18 protein-coding genes and 2 tRNA genes are annotated in these 23,055 nt (G+C 42.8%); 14 read left to right on the top strand and 6 right to left on the bottom strand.

The window, feature by feature from the left end; genetic code table 11:
* Positions 1 to 38 precede the first annotated feature (38 nt).
* The 3 genes from betB to JMX82_RS06880 form a co-directional block, all read right to left on the bottom strand.
* Positions 39 to 1,553: a betaine-aldehyde dehydrogenase gene (gene betB, locus JMX82_RS06890; protein ID WP_201539991.1), complete on the bottom strand. Its 1,515-nt coding sequence runs from the start codon at positions 1,551 to 1,553 to the stop codon at positions 39 to 41.
* A 171-nt stretch (positions 1,554 to 1,724) separates the two neighbouring features.
* A complete protein-coding gene (locus JMX82_RS06885) occupies positions 1,725 to 2,297 on the bottom strand; it encodes a TetR/AcrR family transcriptional regulator (RefSeq protein WP_055125112.1) in 573 nt (190 codons plus the stop codon).
* Position 2,298: 1 nt separating this feature from the next.
* Positions 2,299 to 2,643: a DMT family transporter gene (locus JMX82_RS06880; protein WP_201539990.1), complete on the bottom strand. Its 345-nt coding sequence runs from the start codon at positions 2,641 to 2,643 to the stop codon at positions 2,299 to 2,301.
* Between the two features lie 486 nt (positions 2,644 to 3,129).
* Here JMX82_RS06880 and JMX82_RS06875 point away from each other — a divergent pair.
* The 3 genes from JMX82_RS06875 to JMX82_RS06865 all read left to right on the top strand — a co-directional run bounded on the left by JMX82_RS06875 (position 3,130) and on the right by JMX82_RS06865 (position 4,982).
* Positions 3,130 to 3,205 (top strand) — tRNA-Asn (locus JMX82_RS06875).
* A gap of 374 nt (positions 3,206 to 3,579) precedes the next feature.
* On the top strand, positions 3,580 to 3,921 hold the full coding sequence (locus JMX82_RS06870; RefSeq protein ID WP_109589375.1) for a CopG family transcriptional regulator: 342 nt from the start codon (positions 3,580 to 3,582) through the stop codon (positions 3,919 to 3,921).
* Between the two features lie 326 nt (positions 3,922 to 4,247).
* Positions 4,248 to 4,982, top strand: coding sequence for a hypothetical protein (locus JMX82_RS06865; protein WP_201539989.1), 735 nt, complete (start codon positions 4,248 to 4,250; stop codon positions 4,980 to 4,982).
* 91 nt (positions 4,983 to 5,073) lie between these two features.
* Here JMX82_RS06865 and JMX82_RS06860 read toward each other — a convergent pair.
* From JMX82_RS06860 to JMX82_RS06850, 3 genes are all read right to left on the bottom strand, one after another.
* Positions 5,074 to 5,164: transfer RNA gene (locus JMX82_RS06860), tRNA-Ser, on the bottom strand.
* Between the two features lie 162 nt (positions 5,165 to 5,326).
* Entirely contained in the window at positions 5,327 to 6,517 is a 1,191-nt protein-coding gene (locus tag JMX82_RS06855; protein WP_227676432.1) for a type I glyceraldehyde-3-phosphate dehydrogenase, read from the bottom strand.
* Positions 6,518 to 6,692: 175 nt separating this feature from the next.
* Positions 6,693 to 8,621: an AAA family ATPase gene (locus tag JMX82_RS06850; protein WP_201539988.1), complete on the bottom strand. Its 1,929-nt coding sequence runs from the start codon at positions 8,619 to 8,621 to the stop codon at positions 6,693 to 6,695.
* Between the two features lie 290 nt (positions 8,622 to 8,911).
* On the opposite strand from JMX82_RS06850, the gene JMX82_RS06845 reads away from it, so the two are divergent.
* The 11 genes from JMX82_RS06845 (at position 8,912) to JMX82_RS06795 (ending at position 22,992) form a co-directional block, all read left to right on the top strand.
* Positions 8,912 to 10,438: an aldehyde dehydrogenase family protein gene (locus tag JMX82_RS06845; protein WP_201539987.1), complete on the top strand. Its 1,527-nt coding sequence runs from the start codon at positions 8,912 to 8,914 to the stop codon at positions 10,436 to 10,438.
* 97 nt (positions 10,439 to 10,535) lie between these two features.
* Complete coding sequence (gene adhP, locus JMX82_RS06840) at positions 10,536 to 11,564, top strand: alcohol dehydrogenase AdhP (RefSeq protein WP_173936718.1); 1,029 nt, start codon at positions 10,536 to 10,538, stop codon at positions 11,562 to 11,564.
* 206 nt (positions 11,565 to 11,770) lie between these two features.
* Positions 11,771 to 12,097 (top strand): DUF779 domain-containing protein, encoded by a 327-nt coding sequence (locus JMX82_RS06835; protein WP_201539986.1) that lies wholly within the window; start codon positions 11,771 to 11,773, stop codon positions 12,095 to 12,097.
* A 196-nt stretch (positions 12,098 to 12,293) separates the two neighbouring features.
* Positions 12,294 to 13,925: a GMC family oxidoreductase gene (locus JMX82_RS06830; RefSeq protein ID WP_201539985.1), complete on the top strand. Its 1,632-nt coding sequence runs from the start codon at positions 12,294 to 12,296 to the stop codon at positions 13,923 to 13,925.
* 469 nt (positions 13,926 to 14,394) lie between these two features.
* Positions 14,395 to 16,035 (top strand): ABC transporter substrate-binding protein, encoded by a 1,641-nt coding sequence (locus JMX82_RS06825; RefSeq protein ID WP_201539984.1) that lies wholly within the window; start codon positions 14,395 to 14,397, stop codon positions 16,033 to 16,035.
* A gap of 195 nt (positions 16,036 to 16,230) precedes the next feature.
* Entirely contained in the window at positions 16,231 to 17,247 is a 1,017-nt protein-coding gene (locus JMX82_RS06820) for an ABC transporter permease (RefSeq protein ID WP_045453107.1), read from the top strand.
* A gap of 142 nt (positions 17,248 to 17,389) precedes the next feature.
* The gene (locus JMX82_RS06815) at positions 17,390 to 18,304 is read left to right on the top strand and encodes an ABC transporter permease (RefSeq protein WP_087814459.1); all 915 of its coding nucleotides are present in this window, start codon (positions 17,390 to 17,392) and stop codon (positions 18,302 to 18,304) included.
* A 1-nt stretch (position 18,305) separates the two neighbouring features.
* Positions 18,306 to 19,388, top strand: a complete 1,083-nt coding sequence (locus tag JMX82_RS06810) for an ABC transporter ATP-binding protein (RefSeq protein ID WP_265089310.1) — start codon at positions 18,306 to 18,308, stop codon at positions 19,386 to 19,388.
* Positions 19,385 to 20,356, top strand: coding sequence for a peptide ABC transporter ATP-binding protein (locus JMX82_RS06805; protein ID WP_201539983.1), 972 nt, complete (start codon positions 19,385 to 19,387; stop codon positions 20,354 to 20,356). The genes JMX82_RS06810 and JMX82_RS06805 overlap by 4 nt, the downstream gene beginning before the upstream one ends.
* 213 nt (positions 20,357 to 20,569) lie before the next feature.
* Positions 20,570 to 22,123 carry an AAA family ATPase gene (locus JMX82_RS06800; protein ID WP_201539982.1) on the top strand — a complete coding sequence of 518 codons (1,554 nt, stop codon included), beginning with the start codon at positions 20,570 to 20,572 and terminating at the stop codon, positions 22,121 to 22,123.
* Positions 22,123 to 22,992, top strand: a complete 870-nt coding sequence (locus tag JMX82_RS06795) for a hypothetical protein (RefSeq protein ID WP_201539981.1) — start codon at positions 22,123 to 22,125, stop codon at positions 22,990 to 22,992. Before JMX82_RS06800 ends, JMX82_RS06795 begins: the two co-directional genes overlap by 1 nt.
* Positions 22,993 to 23,055 lie beyond the last annotated feature (63 nt).

Here is a 23,055-nt window from a genome sequence, read left to right as displayed (position 1 = left end):
TCAGCCTTACCGTTTTAAAAATTTCACAGAAAAAGTGATTAAAATACCGATTCAAACTTACCAAGCTCTACTTGGATAGACTTGGTCTGCGTATAATGCTCAAGGGCTTCAATGCCGTTTTCGCGGCCGATACCTGAGTGCTTATAACCGCCCACTGGCATTTGTGCAGCCGACTCGCCCCACGTATTTAACCAGCAAATACCCGCTTCAATTTGAGCGATGACTCGATGCGCTCGGGTCAAGTCAGCAGTCACGACCCCAGCTGCCAAACCATACTCGGTATCATTGGCACGGCGAATCACTTCTTCTTCAGTCTCATAAGTCAATATTGACATCACTGGACCAAAGATTTCTTCGCGCACGATAGTCATTTCATCGGTGCAATCAGTGAATACCGTCGGTGCGACGAATGCGCCATTTGCCAATTTGCCTGTTGTCACACGGTCACCGCCTGTTAGCAGACGAGCACCACTCGCTTTTCCTTGCTCGATATAGCCAAGTACTCGCTCCATATGTGGGAAGCTGACCAATGGACCCATATTAATACTCTCATCCATTGGATCGCCCAATTTAATACGCTCGACGCGCAATAATATGGCTTCTTCAAACTTGGCTTGTAAGGCTTTAGGGATAAACACGCGCGTGCCATTGGTACAAACTTGACCACTGCTATAGAAATTCGCCATCATCGCAATATCAGCGGCGGTATCGATGTCCGCATCATCAAATATAATCAAGGGCGACTTACCGCCAAGCTCCAAGGTTACGTCTTTAAGCGACGAAGATGCGGCACTTTCCATCACTTTTTTACCAGTGGGTACACCACCGGTAAACGAGACTTTGGCGATATCAGGATGCTGAGTTAACGCTTCGCCGACTTTATAATCCCCTTGCACAACATTAAAGACGCCATCTGGTAAGCCCGCTTCTGTCAATATTTCTGCCAGTTTTAGCGCAGTTAGAGGCGTGACTTCAGAAGGTTTAAAAATCATCGCATTGCCAGCGGCTAACGCTGGTGCTGCTTTCCACATCGCGATTTGAATAGGATAGTTCCACGCACCGATACCTGCGACGACGCCAAGTGGCTCGCGGCGAGTATAGACAAAGCTAGTATCACGCAATGGAATCTGACGACCTTCAATCATCGACGCAAGCCCTGCATAATACTCAACGACATCAGCACCAGTCACGATATCGACATATTTGGTTTCAGAGAGCGCTTTGCCCGTGTCTTTGGTTTCAAGTAACGCGAGTACATCGTTGCGCTCACGTAATATCGCAACCGCCTTTAGTAAAATACGACTGCGCTCAACCGCCGTCATCGCCGCCCAAACTTTTTGACCTTTTTGTGCTGCTTTTACCGCTTCATTAATCTGCTCACTGGTCGTTTGCTGAACGGTAGTTAACACTTCACCCGTGGCTGGATTGATGTCTTCAAAAGTAGCAAGCGATTCGTCGATTGCTAAGTAACGACCATTAATATAAGCAGTTTGTATTTGTTTTAAATCAATGGTGTCTGTTAAGTTGTTTAGGTCTGTTTTTGAATCTGTCATGCGGTGCTCCTATTAACGACTGGCACAAGCCTTATAAACAAGCTAATGCTAAATAATGTCGTCATGGGTTAAATGTTTAAAATAAATTTATATAGCCTATTGCTACAAGCCTGTCTTTCAATGCTTTTTTAATAAAAAATCTTCTTTGATCAATCACTTAAGAACAGTATTTTATTCATTCTCAGGTTGCGTCATTTTTATCAAACGCTTATGAATAGAGGTTTTATCTGAGATACTAATGCCTGAAAAATCAGAGAGCCAAATGCCATCAGCCACAAGACGCACCATACATAATGTTTCGGTATTGTCAGTTGCTTGATGTTTCTTTAATTGTGCATTTGCCCACTTGGCCCACAACTCACGTAACTCACTATCGCCTAGCATCAATGCATATAAGGTTGCTTGACTATCGAGCTCTTCCTGCCCTTTTTCGCCTAAGCTAATTGTGGCATTGATATAGGCACGAGTAAAAGAGCCATAACGCACAGGGTCTTCTGCCATGGCTTGATTGACTTCTGCCTCAAATCTAGCCATCGCATCATGAAACACTTCAAGAATGAGTGCATTTTTAGTGGTGAAATGATGCATCACCCCGCCTTTGGTCACTCCGACCGCATCAGCGACCGCCTGAAAGGTCACTTTTGATAAGCCCTGCTCTAACGTGATTCGCGCTGCCTGATCTAGTAGCGCACGACGGACAACTTCGGGCTGTTTTTTACGTTTGTAAGCGTTTTCCATTTCCATATCAGTGCACCACAGAATTAGAGAATAAGTTCATCACCACGACACCGCCCACAATCATAGCGATACCAACCACAGCTGCCGTATCAAGACTTTGCTTAAAAAAAATCAAGCCAACGAGCGATGTCAGCACAATCCCCAACCCGCCCCATAGTGCATAAGCAATACCAAGCGGTATGGTTTTGATGGTTTGAGTTAATAAGTAAAACGAGATGGCATAAAGCACACCCATAATCAGGGTCGGTACCAAACGCGTAAACTGCTCTGACTTGACTAAAAAGGTCGTGCCAACCACTTCGCAAATGATGGCGATGGCTAGATAACCGTAAGCAATAGTGGTGGGACTCATAATTAGGTTACCTGTCTCAGATTGATCACATATTAATAATGTATATACATTAAAGAAACCATACGGTCGGTATTCTATAGAAATATTCTAGCAATGTGAAGGGCTGTTTCTGATTTTTTTGTTTCGAGGGAGGTACAGATTGTTTTACTATTCAAAAAGATAGGCGACTTGTCTAATCAAATTACCGCTAGATTTTATATACAACTTACATAAATAAGGGTTTTGACCATTTTTAGCCCATTTAGAGATTTATCGATTGAATTGAAGACACGCCCTAGTCAAAAAATAATATTTTAGCGGTCAAAATTTGCCAAAACAGCCCGCTTTATAAGTGATTGCTGGTTATTTTTGATAGATAACAACAATATTTATAATTAATGGCATAATAAGGTTGACAGCCTATAACAACTTGGCTAAAATGTGCCCCACATAACGCAAACAAGACAAGCAATAGCGCTTATCTAACTTATCGTTATACCAACTTATTCTCCAATAGCTCAGTTGGTAGAGCAACGGACTGTTAATCCGTGTGTCCCTGGTTCGAGCCCAGGTTGGAGAGCCATATACTAAAAACCTTCATCATTATTTGATGAAGGTTTTTTTATGGTTGCCGTTTTCAATTAAGAAGATAGTCGCAATCTTAGGGCGTGTCCTCATTTTAAAAGTGGTGACAAAAATGAGATAAATTGCCGTCAAACAAGGACAGTAGCACAAATAATGTCGAGATATTAATAAGCTATTTTACGATGTTTGGCAAAATTTAGCCATTTTTATCCCATTTAGAGGTTAATAGATTGGATTGAGGACATGACCTAGTGCGATTGGCATGGCTACGGTGTTCTTTTAGGCGTTTTTGTTGTATGGTAAGGATAGTTTTGATTGGGTTAGTTTTTGTCTGAGTGCTTTACTCCTACTCACTAAAAATAATGGTTTATTATGATACCTGTACGTGTGAAAAATAAGTTTTCTGATCATCCGCAAAAAATCATGCGCCCGATCAGTATTCGTTTGTCTGAAGAGATGATTTCGCTATTAGAAGCCACTTCAAAAGAGTTGGGGTTTAAACGCATCCAAGGGCTTATTCGTTTATATATTCGCCAAGGACTTGACCGCGATCATCAAGACTACACCCTAGCCCATGATGAGGTGTTCATCGAAAGCCTGCGTAAACGCGGGGTCAGCCAGCATATTATTGATGAGGCCATTGTTGTGACCCACAATAATAATATTACTCACTCACTATCTGAGCTGCAAGAAAATGACCAAGCTCATGACTAACTATTCAAACAGTCGTTAGCTGTTACTGCTGTCAATAAAAAAGACTGAGTTTGCTTAACGGCACTCAGTCTTTTTTTTGTGGGCGTAATAAAAATAGCTATTGTGAATAAAAATACCGATCATGATTGCTTGTCAGAACTTATTATAAATAGTACGTCTCCTGCCCTTTTTTGCTGTCATATAACAAAAATATGCCTATTTTGCTTGCGATACAGCATTTAGCGATAATTAAACACAACCTCTCATCAAACGAGGTATATTAAGAAAACGCTCATTATTTTGTTGTCATTCTTTATTATCCATAAAGATTTTTAAGGAGGTGTACGATGGCGAGTTTACATCAACGCTTGAATAAAGCTTTGTTATTGACGATTGCCTTAGCGATACTACCAATCGTTTCTGGTTGCTCACAGCCAACCGCGGATCCAACCAAAAAAACCATACCGACCAACTCAGATCAGTGGCAGAAAAAACTCGGCACCACTTTTGAGCAGTTGCCTCAATCTGAGCAGCAATTACTCAGCCGCTACATGTTGCGAATGAAACTCAGCGGTGCCTATGAGTCGGGGGCGATGCCGCGTACCACTATCAAGCAAGCCCTTGTGCAACAGCGTGAATACGAACGATTACATCCAAACAATCCAACAGGTAAAAAAAGCCCCATCGTCAGCAGCCAGCCAGCTTATAGTGCCAATGCGCAGAACTACCCTGTCGCTCTACTACCAGTCAAAACCAGCGATAGTGACAGCTTAAATCAAGTAAAACTGCAGTTTATGCTCTCTAATCACGGCAAGGTCGCCATTCAAAGCTTTAAGGGCACACTGACCATGCAAGATGCTAACTTGGCGCAGGGCAAAAGCTTTAACGTACCACTAACACAGTTTGACCCGCCTATTAAACCAGAGCAGTCTGGCAAGATCATCATCGAGAGCAGTATTGAAGACATCAACGTTATGCGTGCCATTAAAAACACCAAAGACTTGACCATCATGATCAGTAAAGGCACATTGATATTGGAGAATGGGCAGGAAATTAAATTTGATGAGTCGCTAATGAGATAAAAAAGTGCTGCAGAGTATTTATAAAATTATAGGATAAATAACCAGCATAAAAAAAGCCCCTATCATCACTGATTAGGGCTTTTTTTGAATTTGGAGGAGACGGAGAGATTCGAACTCTCGAAGGGCTACAAACCCTTGTCGGTTTTCAAGACCGGTGCATTCAACCACTCTGCCACGTCTCCATTTGTGCGTTATTATAGCGATATAACATAAGAATGCAAGCAATTAATTGCACGAATTTAAATTATTTTGATGCTATCGTTGATTCAGTTTAAAAGAGAGTCAAAGCAACTGCGTGCAGATGTATATATGATACTTGCAGCGAGGTTAACGCGGTCACTTTTTTATAGATAACTGACGATAGGTTTTTTATAAGATGCCAGATGTAGACACATATCTAGTAATCTATTGGCATAACCCCATTCGTTGTCATACCATGCAAAAACCTTGTACTGGCTACCCACTTGCATGAGCTGCTGACCATCAATGATCAAAGACTCAGTCTGATGGATAAAATCACTGGATACCAGTGGCTCATCCGTATAAGCCATGATGTCACGCAAATGTGCCTGACTGGCAGATTTGAGTGCCTCGCGGACTGCCTCGACAGACACATCGGGCTTATCAAAAACAAAGGTCACATCAATAGCCGCTACATCAATGGTAGGTACGCGTATCGAATGCCCATTTATCTTGCCTACCATAGCAGGTAGGACACGCTCTGTCGCCGCGATACTGCTAGAGGTGGTTGGAATGATGTTATAACCAGACGCGCGCGCGCGTCTTGGGTCACGGTGCGCTTGATCGAGCACTGTCTGATCAGCGGTGACAGCATGAATCTCCGTCATCATCGCTGACTTTACCCCAAATGCGGTATCAAGCGTCGCAATCAAAGGAACCAAGGCCTGCGTGGTACAAGAGACACTCGATATAATCGGCAGCTCACGTGTTAGCTCATCAGTATTAACGCCCATAACGATACAAGCATCGACATCATCGAATGGTGCAGCACCGATAATCACCTGCTGCGCGCCAGCCTCTATGTGCAGTTGCGCTTGCTCATAAGAGCGAAAATGTCCGGTACACTCTAACACCACATCGATACCCAGCGCCTGCCAAGGCAACTGCGCAGGGTTAGGTTCCGAGAATAAATTGATACAGTAGGTATAATTGTTTTTTGTGAGACAAAGCTGTGTGGCGCTTTTATTGTTACCGTCATCGCTAGCGTCATCCGCACCACTCTCTACAATCTCTGCATTGACCCCAAGGCGACTTAGGCGACCATGCGTGCTGTCAAACTTTAATAAATGCAGCAAAATATCCGCTGGGGCTAAATCATTAATTGCCACGACATGGATCGCACGGCCTAATACCTCAAAACGCTCTAGCAATGCCCGCAAAACGTTGCGCCCTATACGTCCAAAACCATTGATAGCAATCCTCAGTGGCTGTGTGTGCTCACTAGATGCATGAAACGCCGCTGCTGCTACTGGGTCAGACGTTAATTGATAAGTGGCGCTCGAAAAATCAGGCATAAAAAGATATCGCTATAAAAGGATAAAAAATTGAGCGCTATAAAGTCAGCGCTACAATGAAATAAAACCAACAAGTTGTCAATCGGCTCTAAGGATTGTTATATAACAGCTAAATGGCTTTGGTGAATGCTTGAACCCTGAATTGTCATACTCAGTATCAAGACACCATTGGGCATTAAGGCGTTATAAAAATCAGTGCCAAACGAATGGCATTGTAATCAATACTTTGCTTAAGATGATCGAATATTGGACGCAATTTAATACTGCCATCATCATTGAAATCATTTGGATTATTGGCGACTTTAATCGCGACGTAGGCATTACCAACCGCCGTCATCACCTCATCCTCTGGCCGCAAATGATCACAAGCAAGGCTTGGATCTTGTGATTTTAGGTCAGCAATATGACGCATAATCGTTGATTGTGAAAGCTGACGGGCTTGCGAGATTTCTGCAATCGACAAGCTTTCCTCTAATAATAATCGCGTCGCAAGCAAGGTACTGTCCGACTTATCAGAAACTTGATTGCCCAGTTTCTGTTTTTTGTCTATTTGCGCTTGTTGTTGCTCGCGGCGCTTTTTTTGCAAAGTGGCATAAGCATCAATCACTGATTTACTCAGTGTACCGCCCGATTTTAGAATAAATTTTTCATGTGCCTGCGTCATGCTCTCTTCATCAAGCATCGCATAATTGGCATCGGCTTCTTCTGACAGCACCAAAAACCGTTTGTCCGCGCCGCGTGCTAGCGGATCAAGCTGCAAACTCATGTCGTTCATACCCAGCAACTGCAGACCTGCCAGCGATTTTAATCGTGACAATGCCACATAGCCCTGCCCCAACTCAAAAGTACATGATAAGTCAATCTCTGCAGCATCGAGGGTCATGCCTTGTGACTTATGAATGGTAATCGCCCATGCTAGACAAAGCGGTACTTGCTCATAGCTTGCCAGCACATCTCCTGTCTCATCTTCGATGATCCATTCTTCAGGCTCAGCGACAACTTCACGCCCTGAATTGAGCCGAACCACGGGCATTTTTTGCGTCGTTGGCTTTTTGGCTTTGGGTTTCTCTTTTATGGCTTTTTTACTTTTGCCTTTTACAGTCTTATCAGTCTCACTTTCAGCACTGTCGTCATCGTCTTCGATTAAATCATCACTGCTGTCTTTGCTATCATCATTAATTTTAACAGCAGCAAAGCCAATCAGCTCACCCATCGTACCGTTGGACACGCCAAGTTCAGTATTGTTTTTGATAAACATCACCTTGGCACCGACTTTTAGTACCAAATCATCTTGGGTACGTACCGTTTTTTTAAGGGTCTCAACCAATTTACTGTCACCCGTGGACGTTGCAGTAAAGCGCATCATCTCACCCTCTAACGCGGCAAGCTCTTTATCATTGATGCTATTAACGTTGAGATTGTGCGTATAAAGACGGGTACGTTTGATATCGACATTTTGGTCAAAAGTCGCCTCCAGCGCGGCAATCGATTCAAAAGTGACTTCCTGACGACGAATTTGGTTGAGAATATCGTCCAAATCAAGCCCGCCATTTGCCGCTTCACTAACCTGCCTGTGTTGCTCAGACAGATAACAAATATGGAACTTGGCATCAAGCCACGCTTCAGACATAAAGGCAAATTTTTCACGATTGGTTTCACCCTTACTACCAATCGGTGGCAGCTGAAAAAAGTCCCCTGCCACGACCACTTGGATACCACCAAAGGCTTTGTCATTTTTGCGGATATGCTTGAGTACTTGGCTGACCAAATTGAGCTGCTTAGCATGCAACATCGATATCTCATCAATGACCAATACCGCGGTGTCTTTTAGTCGGTCTGCCAAAAACTGCTTGCGTGATAACGTAGTCAAGTCGCGGTCGCTTAACTCATCTTTGATACCGATGCCGGACCAGCTATGAATCGTTGTGCCATTCATGTGTGTGGCAGCAATACCGGTACTCGCAGTGACGGCGACAGGCACACGGCGCGCGCGCAGATAGTCAATATATTGATTGAGAGTATAAGTCTTACCTGAACCTGCTGAGCCAGTCAAAAAGACATTTTGACCCGTTTTTAAGATATCAAGAGCAGAAGATTGACGCATATATCTAAACCAATTAAGTTAATAGTAATAAGAAAAACAGCTTAAGAGCAAATAATAAGAGAAAAAGCTGCCAACAATTATAACAGCTACATCCGTTTCGCGGACGACTTTAACCCTGATAAGCCACATAACTTAAAGTTATACGATACGAAATATATCATTATAAAAAGTCATTATCGCTCATCGCTAAAGCTCAGTACGATAGGGTCATAGCTTGGTCAGGATGGCCAAATATTTATGCTTAAGTCGTTTGTTCTTAACTAGCCATAATACACAACAAGGAGTCGTTAATGTTATACGCCTATCCCAATACTGAAAATAGTCCTGTTCAATTCCGCAAAAAATATGACAACTTCATCAATGGTGAGTGGGTCGCGCCAATCGATGGTGAATACTTTGACAACTCAAGTCCAATCGATGGTAAAACCTTCTGTCAGATTGCGCGCTCTAAAGCTGCCGATGTTGAAGCTGCGCTAGATGCGGCTCATGCCGCAAAAGACGCATGGGGCAAAACCAGTGTCACTGATCGCTCTAATATGTTGCTCAAACTTGCTGACGGTATCGAAGCCAATTTAGAGGCAATCGCTATCGCTGAAAGCTATGAAAACGGTAAACCAGTTCGCGAAACTCTCGCCGCTGATATCCCAATCGCCATCGACCATTTGCGTTATTTTGCGGGCGTTATCCGCGCACAAGAAGGCGGCATTAGTCAAATTGATGAAGATACCGTTGCCTATCATTTCCATGAGCCTCTAGGCGTCGTCGGTCAAATAATTCCTTGGAACTTCCCTATTCTAATGGCGATTTGGAAAATTGCCCCCGCCCTTGCTGCGGGTAACTGTATCGTCCTCAAGCCTGCCGAGCAAACTCCAGCTTCTGTTTTATACATGCTTGACGTCATAGGCGCGGCGGATATTTTACCGAAAGGCGTACTAAACGTCATTAACGGCTTTGGCGTTGAAGCCGGTAAGCCAATCGCTTCCAACCCACGTATCGATAAAGTATCCTTTACGGGTGAAACCACCACTGGTCGCTTAATTATGCAATACGCCAGTGAAAATATCATTCCAGTCACGCTAGAGCTGGGCGGTAAAAGTCCGAATATCTTCTTTGCCGATATCATGGATGAAGACGATGACTTCTTAGATAAAGCAGTCGAAGGCTTGGTCATGTTTGCGCTAAACCAAGGTGAAGTTTGTACTTGCCCATCACGCGCCCTCGTACACGAAAGCATCTATGATGAATTTATGAAACGCTGTATCGCTCGCGTGAAAGCCATTAAAATGGGCAACCCGCTCGATACTGATACTATGATTGGCGCGCAAGCCAGCTCAGATCAGTTAGAAAAAATCCTATCTTATCTTGATATTGGTAAAAAAGAAGGTGCAAAAGTCTTGGTCGGTGGTGAACTTGCCAAGCATGATGGCGATATGGCAAACGGTTATTATGTGCAGCCGACTATCTTTGAAGGCACGAATGATATGCGCGTGTTCCAAGAAGAAATCTTTGGTCCTGTGCTTGCTGTCACCACGTTTAAAGACGATGAAGAAGCGATGGCGCTTGCCAATGATACTTTATACGGTCTTGGTGCTGGTGTCTGGACGCGTAACGGTACTCGTGCTTATCGTTTCGGTCGTGGCATTAAAGCTGGCCGCGTTTGGACGAATTGCTATCACCTTTATCCTGCGCATTCAGCGTTTGGTGGTTATAAGCAATCTGGTATCGGCCGCGAAAACCATCTGATGATGCTTGATCATTATCAACAAACCAAAAACATGCTGGTCTCTTATAGTCCTAAAGCGATGGGCTTCTTTTAATTCTGTTTTTCAAAGCACTTTATGGCAGAACTGTAAAGTGCGACCTCGATGCTCGCCGAGCATCTTAATGTAAAGAACGATGACAAGGAGTTACAACGTGAGTAATAAAATGAAAGCGGCCGTGCTGCATGAATTCGGACAACCCTTAGAAATTGAAGAAGTAGATATTCCAACCGCAGGTGCTGGTCAAATCGTTGTAAAAATGCAGGCATCAGGTGTCTGTCATACCGATTTGCATGCCATTGAGGGCGATTGGCCAGTCAAACCTAGCCCACCGTTTATCCCAGGTCACGAAGGCGTTGGTCTTATCACCGCCGTTGGTGAAAATGTCCACCATGTCAAAGAAGGCGACCGAGTCGGTATCCCTTGGCTCTACTCTGCTTGTGGCCACTGTACCCATTGCTTAGGTGGTTGGGAAACTTTATGTGAAAGCCAACAAAACTCTGGTTACTCGGTAAACGGCAGCTTTGCAGAATACGTGCTAGCAGATGCCAACTATGTCGGTATCATTCCTGAAAGCGTTGACTCTATTGAAATTGCACCAGTGTTATGTGCAGGTGTTACGGTCTACAAAGGTCTCAAAATGACCGACACCAAGCCAGGCGATTGGGTCGTCATTTCAGGTATCGGCGGTTTGGGGCATATGGCAGTTCAGTATGCCATTGCGATGGGATTGAACGTTGCTGCTGTAGATATTGATGACGAAAAACTGGCATTCGCTAAAAAACTGGGTGCTAAAGTCACTGTCAATGCGAAAAATACTGACCCTGCTGAATATCTACAAAAAGAAATCGGCGGTGCTCACGGTGCGCTCGTGACAGCGGTATCTTCAAAAGCCTTTGATCAAGCGTTGGGCATGTTACGACGCGGTGGTACTTTGGTCTGTAACGGTCTACCAACGGGCGAATTCCCAGTATCCATTTTTGATACTGTTTTAAACGGTATTACCATTCGTGGCTCAATCGTTGGTACGCGTCTCGACTTGCAAGAATCGCTAGACATGGCAGCAGCAGGCAAAGTAAAAGCCACCGTTGCCGCTGAGCCACTAGAAAATATCAATGATATCTTCGATCGTATGCGTGATGGCAAAATCGAAGGTCGCATTGTCATTGACTATAGTCTGTAGCAACCATTATCTAGCCATATGCTTTATGATATTTTGAAATTCGTAACACCGTCTCAATGACTGGCTAGAGTAATCATCAGTAAAGGGTCGTATCGTTTTCAACCACATATGATAAATCATGTGAGTGAATATGATGCGACCCTTTATTTTCTATTCAGTATGATTATGAAAGACATTCGTTCGGGTCTAACGATAAGGAAATCATTATGAAAGTCACAGCGACAGAGTCCTGCAAAGCATTAATCGACTTACTAAAATCTAAGCACGGTGAGCTGATGTTTCATCAATCAGGCGGCTGCTGCGATGGCAGTTCACCCATGTGTTATCCATTGGGCGAATTTAAAGTAGGCGGACAAGACGTACTCATCGGCGAGCTGGTTGGCTGTCCATTTTATATGGGTAAAGCTCAGCATAAGCTCTGGCAACATACCGATCTAACGATAGATGTGGTCGATGGACGCGGAGCCAGTTTTTCGCTTGAAATACCAGAAGGTAAGCGCTTTATCGTACGTTCAGAGGTATGTGCTATATAATTTTAAACAGCCTATACCAGCGTTTTAACGACCTAGTATTGTTTTGCCATGCCATATGTTGATCGATAAACACCCCTTAGTCATTTTTATTTTATTATTCCAGCAAAATAATAGATACTGTAATGCGTACCCTATTTCAATAAACGCGTTTTAACGAGCACGTTTTACTCAGCATGGATGCTAGAAGGAATATAAAATGGAATTTGATAAAAAATTTGATTACGTCATCGTGGGTGGTGGTTCAGCTGGCTGCGTACTTGCTAGCCGATTAACAGAAAACCCAGACATTAGTGTCTGCTTATTAGAATATGGCGGTGAAGGCAAAGACCTTGCTGTCCGTGTCCCTGCTGGACTGATTTTGATGGTGCCAGGCAAGCCGCTGAAACTGAATAATTGGTGCTTTCACACCACGCCGCAGACGCACCTGAATGACCGCCGTGGCTTCCAACCACGTGGTCAATGCTTAGGCGGTTCATCCGCTATCAATGCCATGATTTATACCCGTGGTAGTGCGCTCGATTATGAACGTTGGGTAGAACAAGGCTGTACTGGCTGGGGATTTGATGATGTACTGCCCTACTTTATCAAAGCAGAAAATAATATTCATGGTAGCGGCGAGCTGCATGGTGATAGCGGACCGCTGCATGTCAGCGACTTACTGAGTCCGCGTGATATCTCCAAAGCATTCGTAGAAGCCGCCATCACCAATGGTTTAGATCATAATCAAGATTTTAATGGCGAAAAGCAAGACGGTACAGGGCTATATCAAGTCACCCACTTTCATGGCGAAAAACAAGGTCAACGCTGCTCTGCGGCGGCCGCTTATCTACATCCAGTACAAAACCGATCAAATTTGACCGTCATCACCCACGCCCAAGCCAACCGCGTCATTTTTGAAGACAAACAAGCCGTTGGCGTCGCTTATGAAAAAGATGGCGTCGAGCATGCGGTTATGGCGCGTCATGAAGTGATATTATCTGGGGGCACTTTTGGCTCACCCAAAGTCCTGATGTTGTCAGGTATTGGACCTGCTGAGCATCTACAATCGCATGGCATAGACGTCATGGTAGATGCGCCCGATGTTGGTGGTAATCTACAAGATCATTTGGACGTCGTTTTTGATTACGAGGTCAATACCACTGACGTCATCGGTATTGGTATGGCGACGATTTCGACATTGACCAAAAGTATTCGGCAGTGGAGAAAGGATGGTACAGGCCTCTTGTCTACCAACTATGCTGAAGCGGGCGCGTTCTTTAGTGTCGGTGATGATCCAAAAGAGTGGCCAAATACCCAACTGCACTTTGTCATATCCCGCGTAATTGAGCACGGTCGTGATCTCAGACGTGGCTTTGCGGTCTCTTGTCACAGTTGCTACCTACGCCCTGAAAGCCGCGGTACGGTCAGACTGGACTCCGCCGACCCCTCAGACACGGTATTGATTGATCCAAACTACCTCTCGCACCCAAAAGATGTGGAATATATGATTGCAGGCGCGGAGCGTACGCGCGCCATCATGCAAGAATCACCCATCGCCAAATATATTACTGAAGACTACCCTGCCCCCTATATCGAAAAAGACGGTATGCTCGGCTATATTCGCAACAAGTCAGATACCATTTATCATCCTGTCGGCACTTGCCGTATGGGCTCAGACAGCAATTCAGTCGTCGATTTGCAATTAAAAGTACGCGGTGTAAATGGATTAAGGGTCATCGATGCCTCAATCATGCCGACTTTAATCAGCGGTAATACCAATGCGCCAACGATTATGATTGCCGAAAAACTCGCAGATCTTATCAAAGCAAATCACGGTCATATCGAATGATATCACGCCATAAAACATGGGAAGATATGCGTCTTATAATTAGTATTTTTATTTAAGAAACTTATTTACTGAAACTTTATATTCAATAAAATGAAAATAAGCGAATTATATAAAAGTTTAACCTTTGTTTTTTCGTGATTATTTTATCAGCATTTCTAAAATAAGGAGGAACTCTAACAAATTCGGCAATAAAGATATTAAAACAGAACGTTTTCTATCAAATTAGCTTATGGATGTCTTGCATTACCACTGTTGAACAGAGTATATTTAAACCACTTATTTATATCGGTATTTTTTGCAAATCTGAATAATGGTTAATACAACCTGAAATATTTTTTATTTTGCATATTAGAAACACGATATAAACAATTGCTTTAAAGGGAATTAAAAGCACGCTCATTATATTTGTAGGTCAAAAACGATCTTATAAATATATTGACGACTATTTATCATTACATAGGATGTAATAATGCAAAAATCACTCTTCAAACTGACGATGTTGGCGACAGTTATTCTAGGCATCAGTGCCTGTAGCGGCGACAACAAAACCACCGATGAATCTGCTGCCAGCTCAGATGCTAAAGCAGCCAAAACCTTACTTTATTGCTCAGAAGGTAGTCCGGCTGGATTCGATCCAGCACAATACACTGCAGGTACAGATTTTGATGCGAGCGCCTTTCCCATCTACAACGGCTTAGTGGAATTCAAAAGAGATGGTACTGAGATTCAGCCAGCCTTAGCCGAAAGCTGGGATATTAGTGAAGACGGCAAGACTTATACCTTTAACCTACGTAGAGGGGTTAAATATGGTAAGACCGATTACTTTACCCCAACCCGTGATTTCAACGCAGATGACATTGTCTTTACCCTGGAGCGTATCACCAATCCAGACTTTGAATTTAATAAAGCCTATCCTGCTGAGTTCCCCTATTCGGTCGGTATGGGGCTACCTGATATTATCTCCAATATCGAAAAGGTTGATGACTCTACCGTCAAAATCACGCTCAGCGAGACCAACGCGCCATTTTTACAGAACCTAGCGATGCCCTTCGCTTATATCGATTCTGCTGAGTATGCAGAAAAGTTAATGGCTTCTGGTAATGCTGCTGATATCAACACCAAACCCGTTGGTACAGGACCTTTCGTCTTTACTTCTTATCAAAAAGACGCGCAAATTCGTTATACCAAAAATCCAGACTACTGGAACAAAGACGATATTCATATCGATAATCTCGTGTTTGTTATCACCAAAGATTCGGCGGTTCGTGCGCAAAAAGTGCAAGCAGGCGAATGTCATGTGTCCGCTTATCCAAAACCTGCCGAAATTGACTCTGTCAAAAAATCTGGTAAGGTCACCGTTCTCGATCAACCTGGCTTTAACGTCGGTTATGTGGGCTATAACGTTGAAAAACCGAAGCTTAGCGACCTTAAAGTTCGCCAAGCATTAGATATGGCCATTAATAAAGACGCTATTATCAATGCGGTTTATCAAAGCGAAGGATTAAAAGCCACCAATCCAATGCCACCCACACAATGGGGTTACGACAAATCTATCAAAGATGCGCCTTATGATGTGGAAAAGGCCAAGTCCCTTATAAAAGAAGCAGGCGCGGACAAACTTGCCATTAATCTATGGTATATGCCCGTTCAGCGACCATACAATCCTAATGCTAAACTCATGGCTGAAATGCTACAAGCAGATTGGGCAAAAATTGGTGTCGATACCAAGCTTGTGACGTATGAATGGGGCGAGTATCTAAACCGCGCTGCTAAAGGTGAACCTGATGTCATTCTAGCGGGTTGGACTGGTGACAATGGGGATCCTGATAACTGGCTTGGTACATTACTATCTTGTGATGCGGTCGGTGGTAACAACTACTCACGCTGGTGTAATAAAGACTTTGACACTTTGGTGACTAACGCCCGTCAGATTACCAATCAAGATGAGCGCGTCAACGACTATGTACAAGCTCAGCAGATATTCAAAGAGCAGCTGCCTTGGACGACAATGGCGCATTCGGTGGTCACGGTATTCACCGCACCAAACGTCGTCGATTATAAAATTAGTCCGCTTGGCTCAATACGCTTCGATGGTGTAAAGGTTGAATAACCTGAGCTGATGACGTCCGGTAAGACATGCATGATTGTTTAATTTATATTCGGCTGGGTCAGACACTTTGCTCCAGCCGTATTTATATGAGTTAAGCGCCTTATTAAGCATTTTGTCACCGACTCTCTCATCTCTGCCAACATTCTACTCATCGATCTCAAACGATTGAACCACAACTATTGAATTGAGCAGCCCATGCTACTTTATATTTTGCGTCGCATTGCCATTCTAATTCCTGTCTATCTTGGCTTAACACTATCGACATTTACCCTAATTCGGCTCGTCCCTGGAGATGCCGTCGAGATTATGATGGGTGAGCGTATGGTCGATCCAGAGCTACATGCTCGAGCGTTAGAAAGACTTGGCTTAGACAAACCCCTCATTGTCCAATATTGGGATTACTTAACTGGAATATTGACCGGTGATTTTGGTCAATCCTTTCGTACTCGTACTCCGGTATTACAAGACTTCTTTGCTCATTTTGTACCAACCTTAGAGCTGGCTTTGTGTGCCATTGTCATTGCCAGTGTTGTCGGTGTGAGCTTAGGTATCTTTGCCGCGCTACGACGTGGTACATGGATTGACTACACTCTAATGTCAGGGGCGCTGGCTGGCTACTCTATGCCCATCTATTTATTGGGGCCTATCCTCACGGGTATATTCGCCCATTATCTCGGCCTGTTGCCCGTCGCTGGTGTCATATCTGTCGCGCAGTTTTTAGACGTCAAACCTTTATATGGATCATGGCTACTTGGCTCTTTAACATCAGGAGAACCTGGCGCATTTTGGGATGTGGTCAAACACTTTATCCTACCGTCTATTGCCTTATCGACCATACCACTCGCAATGATTGCACGGATGACACGCTCGGCGATGCTAGAGGTGTTAGATGAGGACTACGTGCGTACAGCGCGCGCCAAAGGCCTATCGCCGCGCCGCGTGATATTGGTACACGTCATGCGCAATGCCCTTATAACTGTGGTGACGGTGATTGGCTTACAGATGGCGACCTTGCTCGCGGGGGCTATTATCACTGAGACTATCTTTAGTTGGCCAGGTGTTGGTAATTGGCTGCTCGATGGGTTTTTCACTCGTGATTATCCTATCGTGCAAAACGGTATTTTATTGGTCGCCACCGCCCTGATTTTGGTTAGTTTATTTATTGATATTTTGTATGGTCTTATCAATCCGCGTATTCGACATACTTCTTAATTTAACATTGATAAATACTCATATTATAAATAGTGGTTATTGGTGTTTGTATGGTCTTGAGTGAGTTTTAGCACATTTTAAATTATTGCTAGAAATGGAACTCTACATACTTTCAACGCGTTAGCCACTATAGGAACTGCTCATGAAGCCTTCTGTTCTTCCCTCTGATGTCAATCTTATGGCCGCCACACCGCCGTCATCTTGGCAGCTATTTTTATCGACATTCTGCCGAAATAAAGGCGCGGTGCTTGGTTTTATTGTGCTGGCATTGATGGTCATTATTGCCATCCTTGCGCCTGCCATTGCGCCCCATGACCCTTACGAGTTGTTTACTGGTCAAGAGCAGTTGCCGCCTGCCTTTCTAGATGGCGGCAATACAATGTTTTGGCTAGGCACGGATGATGCTGGACGAGACACCTTGTCTCGGGTGATGTATGGCGCGCGTTATTCTCTATTTATCGGTCTGAGCGCGACGACTCTTGCCATGTTAGTCGGTGTTTCATTAGGACTTAGTGCTGCATTTTGGCCCAAGGTTTGGGGCAAAGCGGTCATGCTGGTCAACGATATTTTGATGTCTTATCCGAGCTTACTATTGGCCATCATCATTGCCGCTATCTTAGGACCTTCTATGACCAATACGATTATTACCATCGCCTTGGTCTGTACGCCACCTTTTATTCGTCTGACTCGTGCTACCGCGATGGTAGAGCTACAGCGTGAGTATTTTATCGCTTCGCAAGTGATGGGCGCTGGTGTGCTTAGATTGTTATTTATCACCATTTTGCCCAACTGTATGGCACCGCTTATCGTACAGGCGACGATGATTTTCTCGTCTGCTATTTTGGAAGCAGGTGCAATTGGTTTCTTAGGCTTTGGTGTACAGCCACCCGATGCTGAATGGGGTGCAATGCTTGGTACGGCGCGTCAATATATTCAAAGTAATGTTTGGCTAGCGATTTGGCCCGGTGTCGCCATTTTCTTAGCCGCATTGTCGATTAACTTGACTGGTGATGGCCTACGCGATGCGCTAGATCCCAAATTAAAGCAGGTGACCTAAGATGACTGAACCATTAATTAAAACGCCTATCACTCACACTTCTATGAATGACGCATCAAAAAAAGAATCACCATTGCTGTTAGATATTGAAAATCTTTCGGTCACTTTCGGTCAAGGTGTACGGGCTTTTCGTGCAGTCGATGATGTGTCGTTAAAGATTACACAAGGCGAAGTCATCGCAGTCGTCGGTGAATCTGGCTCGGGTAAGTCGGTCACTATGATGGCACTGATGGGGCTACTACCACCCTCTGCAACTGTACGTTCCAAGCGTGTTATGTTCGATAATAAAGACATGCTCAGTATGTCAGCAAAAGAAAAACGCGGCATCATTGGCAAAGACATCTCAATGATCTTTCAAAATGCCATGTCTTGTCTAAATCCAAGCTTCACGGTTGAGATGCAACTGGGCGAAGTACTACGCAAGCATCTAGGCTTGCGTGGTTCAGCAGTACAGACACGTCTCTTACAGCTGTTAGAGCTGGTCGAAATGCCCGATGCCAAAAATCGACTCAAGGTTTATCCACATCAGTTATCAGGCGGTATGAGTCAGCGGGTCATGATTGCGATGGCAATTGCTTGTGAGCCAAAACTACTCATCGCTGATGAGCCTACCACCGCGCTCGATGTCACGGTACAAGCACAAATCATGGACTTGCTAAGCCGATTGCAACGCGAAAAACAGATGGCAATGATACTGATTACCCATGACTTGGGTTTGGTCGCGCAAAACTCGCGTGATGTCGCGGTCATGTATGCCGGACAAGTGGTCGAAACCAGTACCGTGCCGGAGATTTTCCAAAAGCCTGCTCACCCTTATACGGAGGCCTTGCTGCAAGCTATCCCTGAACTGGCTATTGGTCAAGATAGATTGAACAGCTTACCCGGTGTAGTACCCAGCCAATATGATCGCCCGAGTGGTTGCTTATTGTCTCCTCGCTGCCCGTACAAAGAGCCTGCCTGTGAGGTGCCACCGCCCATTTTAGATACGCCCAATGGCAAAGTGCGCTGTATTCACTCAGAATTACCCAGCTTGCCTTCTCACCTATCTACCTCTCACGCTGCTACCTTGGAGTCACAAGTATGAGTAATAAAGTGGTCCTAAAAGCAGACAATCTACATAAACACTACCCAGTATCGCAAGGGTTGGGTAAAGCAAAAGCTTACGTTAAAGCATTAAATGGTGTGTCGTTTGAGCTTGAGGCTGGCAAGACGCTAGCCGTCGTCGGTGAATCAGGCTGCGGTAAATCTACCCTTGCCCGCCAGCTCACACTCATCGAAGAGCCTACTGATGGCGAGCTATTTATCAATGATGAAGCCACCACTGGCTATAGCAGAAAAGCGCTCAAAGAGCTGCGTACCGAGATTCAAATGGTGTTTCAAAACCCTTATGGTAGCTTAAATCCGCGCCATACTATTGGCTATCAGTTGACTGAGCCATTAGATATCCATACCAAACTCTCTAAAGACGACAAGCGTGACAAAATCAACGAGATGATGCGAAATGTGGGTCTGCGTCCCGAACATGCTGGCCGCTATCCGCATATGTTTTCAGGGGGTCAGCGCCAACGTATTGCCCTCGCCCGTGCCATGATGCTCAATCCTAAAATTGTCGTCGCTGATGAGCCTACCTCCGCACTCGATGTATCGATTCAAGCGCAAGTTCTAAATCTATTCATGGATTTGCAGGATGAGTATCGTACTGCTTACGTTTTTATCTCACACAATCTGTCGGTCGTACGTCATGTCGCTGATGATGTGATGGTGATGTATTTAGGTCAGGCAGTTGAGCATGGCCCGAAAGAAGCAATTTATAACGCGCCAAAACATCCATATACTATCGCTCTGTTGGCTGCCGCGCCAACGGTAAATGGTCATAAGAACGATTTAACGCTACAAGGTGAGCTACCAAGCCCGCTCAATCCACCAAGTGGCTGCGCCCTGCACAAACGCTGCCCATATGCCAAGCATCAATGCAGCGAGATAGAGCCGCAACTGCGCGAGTGGGACGGTCGATTGGTGGCTTGTTTACGCTTGGAAGAAATCTATGGTTAAGGTGACTAACGATTAATCAATATTCACCATACCCCAACATTTAGGAAATTTGCTACAACCAAAAAAGGTCTGACCTTGCTGCTGACCTTTTTTGCAACGCGTTATATATATTTAGCTTTACTCAAATTAAGCATGTTAAATCGAAACATCATACCAATTAATTATCGATATGATATATTACAAAACATAATTTCGTTCTATTGAGATAACAGAATGCTACAATCAATTAGACTCAGAAACTTACGTAGTTTTGCAGACACTGATAACTCACCTTATATCGATCTAAAGCCTATCACAGTGCTAATAGGTAAAAACAGTAGCGGCAAAAGTACCTTTTTGCGTAGTTTGCCATTACTAAGGCAGTCAGTTGAGGCCAATACTACTGGCCCTATATTATGGTATAGCTCCTATGTAGACTTTGGGGCTTTTTCTGAGGCAAAGAAATTTGATGTTAAAGATAATATCATTTACTTTGACTTTAAAATTCAACTCAGTCCTAATACTCCTAATTATTTTTCCTCATACTACTATCACTTGAAAAGAAAGATATTAAGCTCTAAAGATATTAATACGGTGGTAGAGGTTGGTGTTACAGAAATCAATAATAAAACTATTTTAAAGAAATTGAGTTTGCAACTCTACAACCATAAATATCTTTTTGTTTTTAATAATGATAAAAAGTGTGATTTGTATATAGATGGCACTCTAAATAAAATATCAGAAGATTTGGGTTATTTAAATTTAAATCAATTTCTACCTTTAATAGGATTTTGGACAAAAGATAATCAAAGATTTGATGATGAAGGAGCAAACGAATATTTCTACGATATATTACATTCAAAAATAAAGAAGTATTTTGGAAATACAAATGACTCCACAATAAAAGATGGATTAGTTCGTATTGGTTTGAATGAAAGAGATGACATCAAAGGTGTTTTAACTAAGATATTTAAAAACAATAGAACATTTATCAAAAATTTAGAGAAAAAAGAAAAAGATATCTGTGACATGGTCTACCAACTTTCTCTATCTGCTAGTATTAGCAGTCTATTAGTAACTATAAATAATGAGATAGTAAATACTTTTAAAAATATTAAATATATAGCACCTCTTCGATCTACGGCTGAAAGATATTATAGACATCAAGATCTACAAGTTAAAGAAATTGATCATACAGGTTCAAATCTAGCAATGCTTCTAAGGTCACTTCCTAAAAAAGAAAATGAACTATTTACTCAATGGACAAATGAAAATTTTGGATTCCAAGTCAAAGTTGAAGAACAGGGTTTACATTATGCTTTGAAAATAAAAGCTGGAAGTGACCCGAGAGAATATAACATTAACGATATGGGTTTTGGTTTTTCACAAATACTTCCTATTGTCGCATCTATATGGATGGAGACGTCAAGAAATAAGAAGCTAACTTTGAGACAAAAAAAATCTGATATTATATTTGCAATTGAACAGCCTGAACTACATCTTCACCCTGAGTATCAAGCGCGTCTTGCTAGAATGTTTGTATCTGTCATTAACGCAGCAAAAGAAAGAGAACTATCACTTAAAATAATTTTTGAAACTCATAGTCAAACTATGGTAGATACTCTTGGTGACTGTATCGAAGATGAATTATTAAGCTCACAAGATGTTAATATAGTGCTTTTTGAGAAAGAGCTAGACAGTAGCACTACTAAAGTAAAGTTCTCTTATTTTAATAGTGAGGGACTTTTAGAACAATGGCCTATTGGTTTCTTTTCAGGTCGAAAATAATGCTATTTAAAATCAAAAACTGCCTTCCTGACCAATACGCACATGATAGTGATAGACAACATGCCTTAGAAAATTTAATTATGAGTAGTGCCTTTAGACATAATATTATTATATTGGACACCAAGACTATTGAAAGCATATTGATATGTGACATGTATAATACTAATATTAAAAATTATACTCATGATATACGTTCGTACAGAAGAGAGTATGCTGGAATCGCCAATACTCTTTCTACTCATGCTGTTGTTGACTTCAACTACGAAGGAGATATCTGTGCTTTTGAGAAAGACAAGCCTATCATTAAAGTTAGCTATAAATATTTTATAGATCCTAAAAATTTGGGACCTATAACCCTACTAACTGAAAATCTTGAGGATTTTAAACTATATAACATTATTACTGAGTACTACTCTCATTCTATATCGGATCATAAATTAAACTTTTCTTTTGATTTCTCACTTGGGGGTGGAAGCCAAATAAAAACGATGTTTGATAATATAAAGAATTCTAAAAAGTTAGTACTTTGTATTGTTGATAGTGATAAATATCATCCAAATATGGCAGAAGGTTCAACTTCATCGCCTTTTTCCAAAGAAGATAGAGAAAATATTGATGGAAGTTTAGCTTATATTATTGATATGAGAGAAATTGAGACACTCATACCTACAAACATTATTCAAAAAATAGCTATAGAAAAAAAGCTAGATGAACAAATCGAATCATTAGATGATATTACTACTTTTACATCTATTGAAGGTCAATTTAGAAAGTTTTTTGATCATAAGAAAGGTCTTACTTTAAAAGAAGCTATACATATAGATAATACATATAGTAGCTTTTGGCTAGATATATTAGGGTGTGTATAGAATTCAAATCAAGGGCAACCAGATAAAGACACAAGCGAGCATTACCGCCGCTGCAAAGCTATC

It is taken from the genome of Psychrobacter sp. 1044 (genome assembly GCF_904846525.1).
Taxonomy (GTDB): domain Bacteria; phylum Pseudomonadota; class Gammaproteobacteria; order Pseudomonadales; family Moraxellaceae; genus Psychrobacter.
Note: the sequence above shows the minus strand (reverse complement) of the source record. Positions and strands in the feature narration are given on the sequence as shown.

What these genes read in the sequence shown, in the direction of transcription:
- betB (WP_201539991.1), bottom strand. Translation starts at nt 1,553, where the DNA reads ATGACAGATTCAAAAACAGACCTAAACAACTTAACAGACACCATTGAT.
- JMX82_RS06885 (WP_055125112.1), bottom strand. Translation starts at nt 2,297, where the DNA reads ATGGAAATGGAAAACGCTTACAAACGTAAAAAACAGCCCGAAGTTGTC.
- JMX82_RS06880 (WP_201539990.1), bottom strand. Translation starts at nt 2,643, where the DNA reads ATGAGTCCCACCACTATTGCTTACGGTTATCTAGCCATCGCCATCATT.
- JMX82_RS06870 (WP_109589375.1), top strand. Translation starts at nt 3,580, where the DNA reads ATGATACCTGTACGTGTGAAAAATAAGTTTTCTGATCATCCGCAAAAA.
- JMX82_RS06865 (WP_201539989.1), top strand. Translation starts at nt 4,248, where the DNA reads ATGGCGAGTTTACATCAACGCTTGAATAAAGCTTTGTTATTGACGATT.
- JMX82_RS06855 (WP_227676432.1), bottom strand. Translation starts at nt 6,517, where the DNA reads ATGCCTGATTTTTCGAGCGCCACTTATCAATTAACGTCTGACCCAGTA.
- JMX82_RS06850 (WP_201539988.1), bottom strand. Translation starts at nt 8,621, where the DNA reads ATGCGTCAATCTTCTGCTCTTGATATCTTAAAAACGGGTCAAAATGTC.
- JMX82_RS06845 (WP_201539987.1), top strand. Translation starts at nt 8,912, where the DNA reads ATGTTATACGCCTATCCCAATACTGAAAATAGTCCTGTTCAATTCCGC.
- JMX82_RS06835 (WP_201539986.1), top strand. Translation starts at nt 11,771, where the DNA reads ATGAAAGTCACAGCGACAGAGTCCTGCAAAGCATTAATCGACTTACTA.
- JMX82_RS06830 (WP_201539985.1), top strand. Translation starts at nt 12,294, where the DNA reads ATGGAATTTGATAAAAAATTTGATTACGTCATCGTGGGTGGTGGTTCA.
- JMX82_RS06825 (WP_201539984.1), top strand. Translation starts at nt 14,395, where the DNA reads ATGCAAAAATCACTCTTCAAACTGACGATGTTGGCGACAGTTATTCTA.
- JMX82_RS06820 (WP_045453107.1), top strand. Translation starts at nt 16,231, where the DNA reads ATGCTACTTTATATTTTGCGTCGCATTGCCATTCTAATTCCTGTCTAT.
- JMX82_RS06815 (WP_087814459.1), top strand. Translation starts at nt 17,390, where the DNA reads ATGAAGCCTTCTGTTCTTCCCTCTGATGTCAATCTTATGGCCGCCACA.
- JMX82_RS06810 (WP_265089310.1), top strand. Translation starts at nt 18,306, where the DNA reads ATGACTGAACCATTAATTAAAACGCCTATCACTCACACTTCTATGAAT.
- JMX82_RS06805 (WP_201539983.1), top strand. Translation starts at nt 19,385, where the DNA reads ATGAGTAATAAAGTGGTCCTAAAAGCAGACAATCTACATAAACACTAC.
- JMX82_RS06800 (WP_201539982.1), top strand. Translation starts at nt 20,570, where the DNA reads ATGCTACAATCAATTAGACTCAGAAACTTACGTAGTTTTGCAGACACT.
- JMX82_RS06795 (WP_201539981.1), top strand. Translation starts at nt 22,123, where the DNA reads ATGCTATTTAAAATCAAAAACTGCCTTCCTGACCAATACGCACATGAT.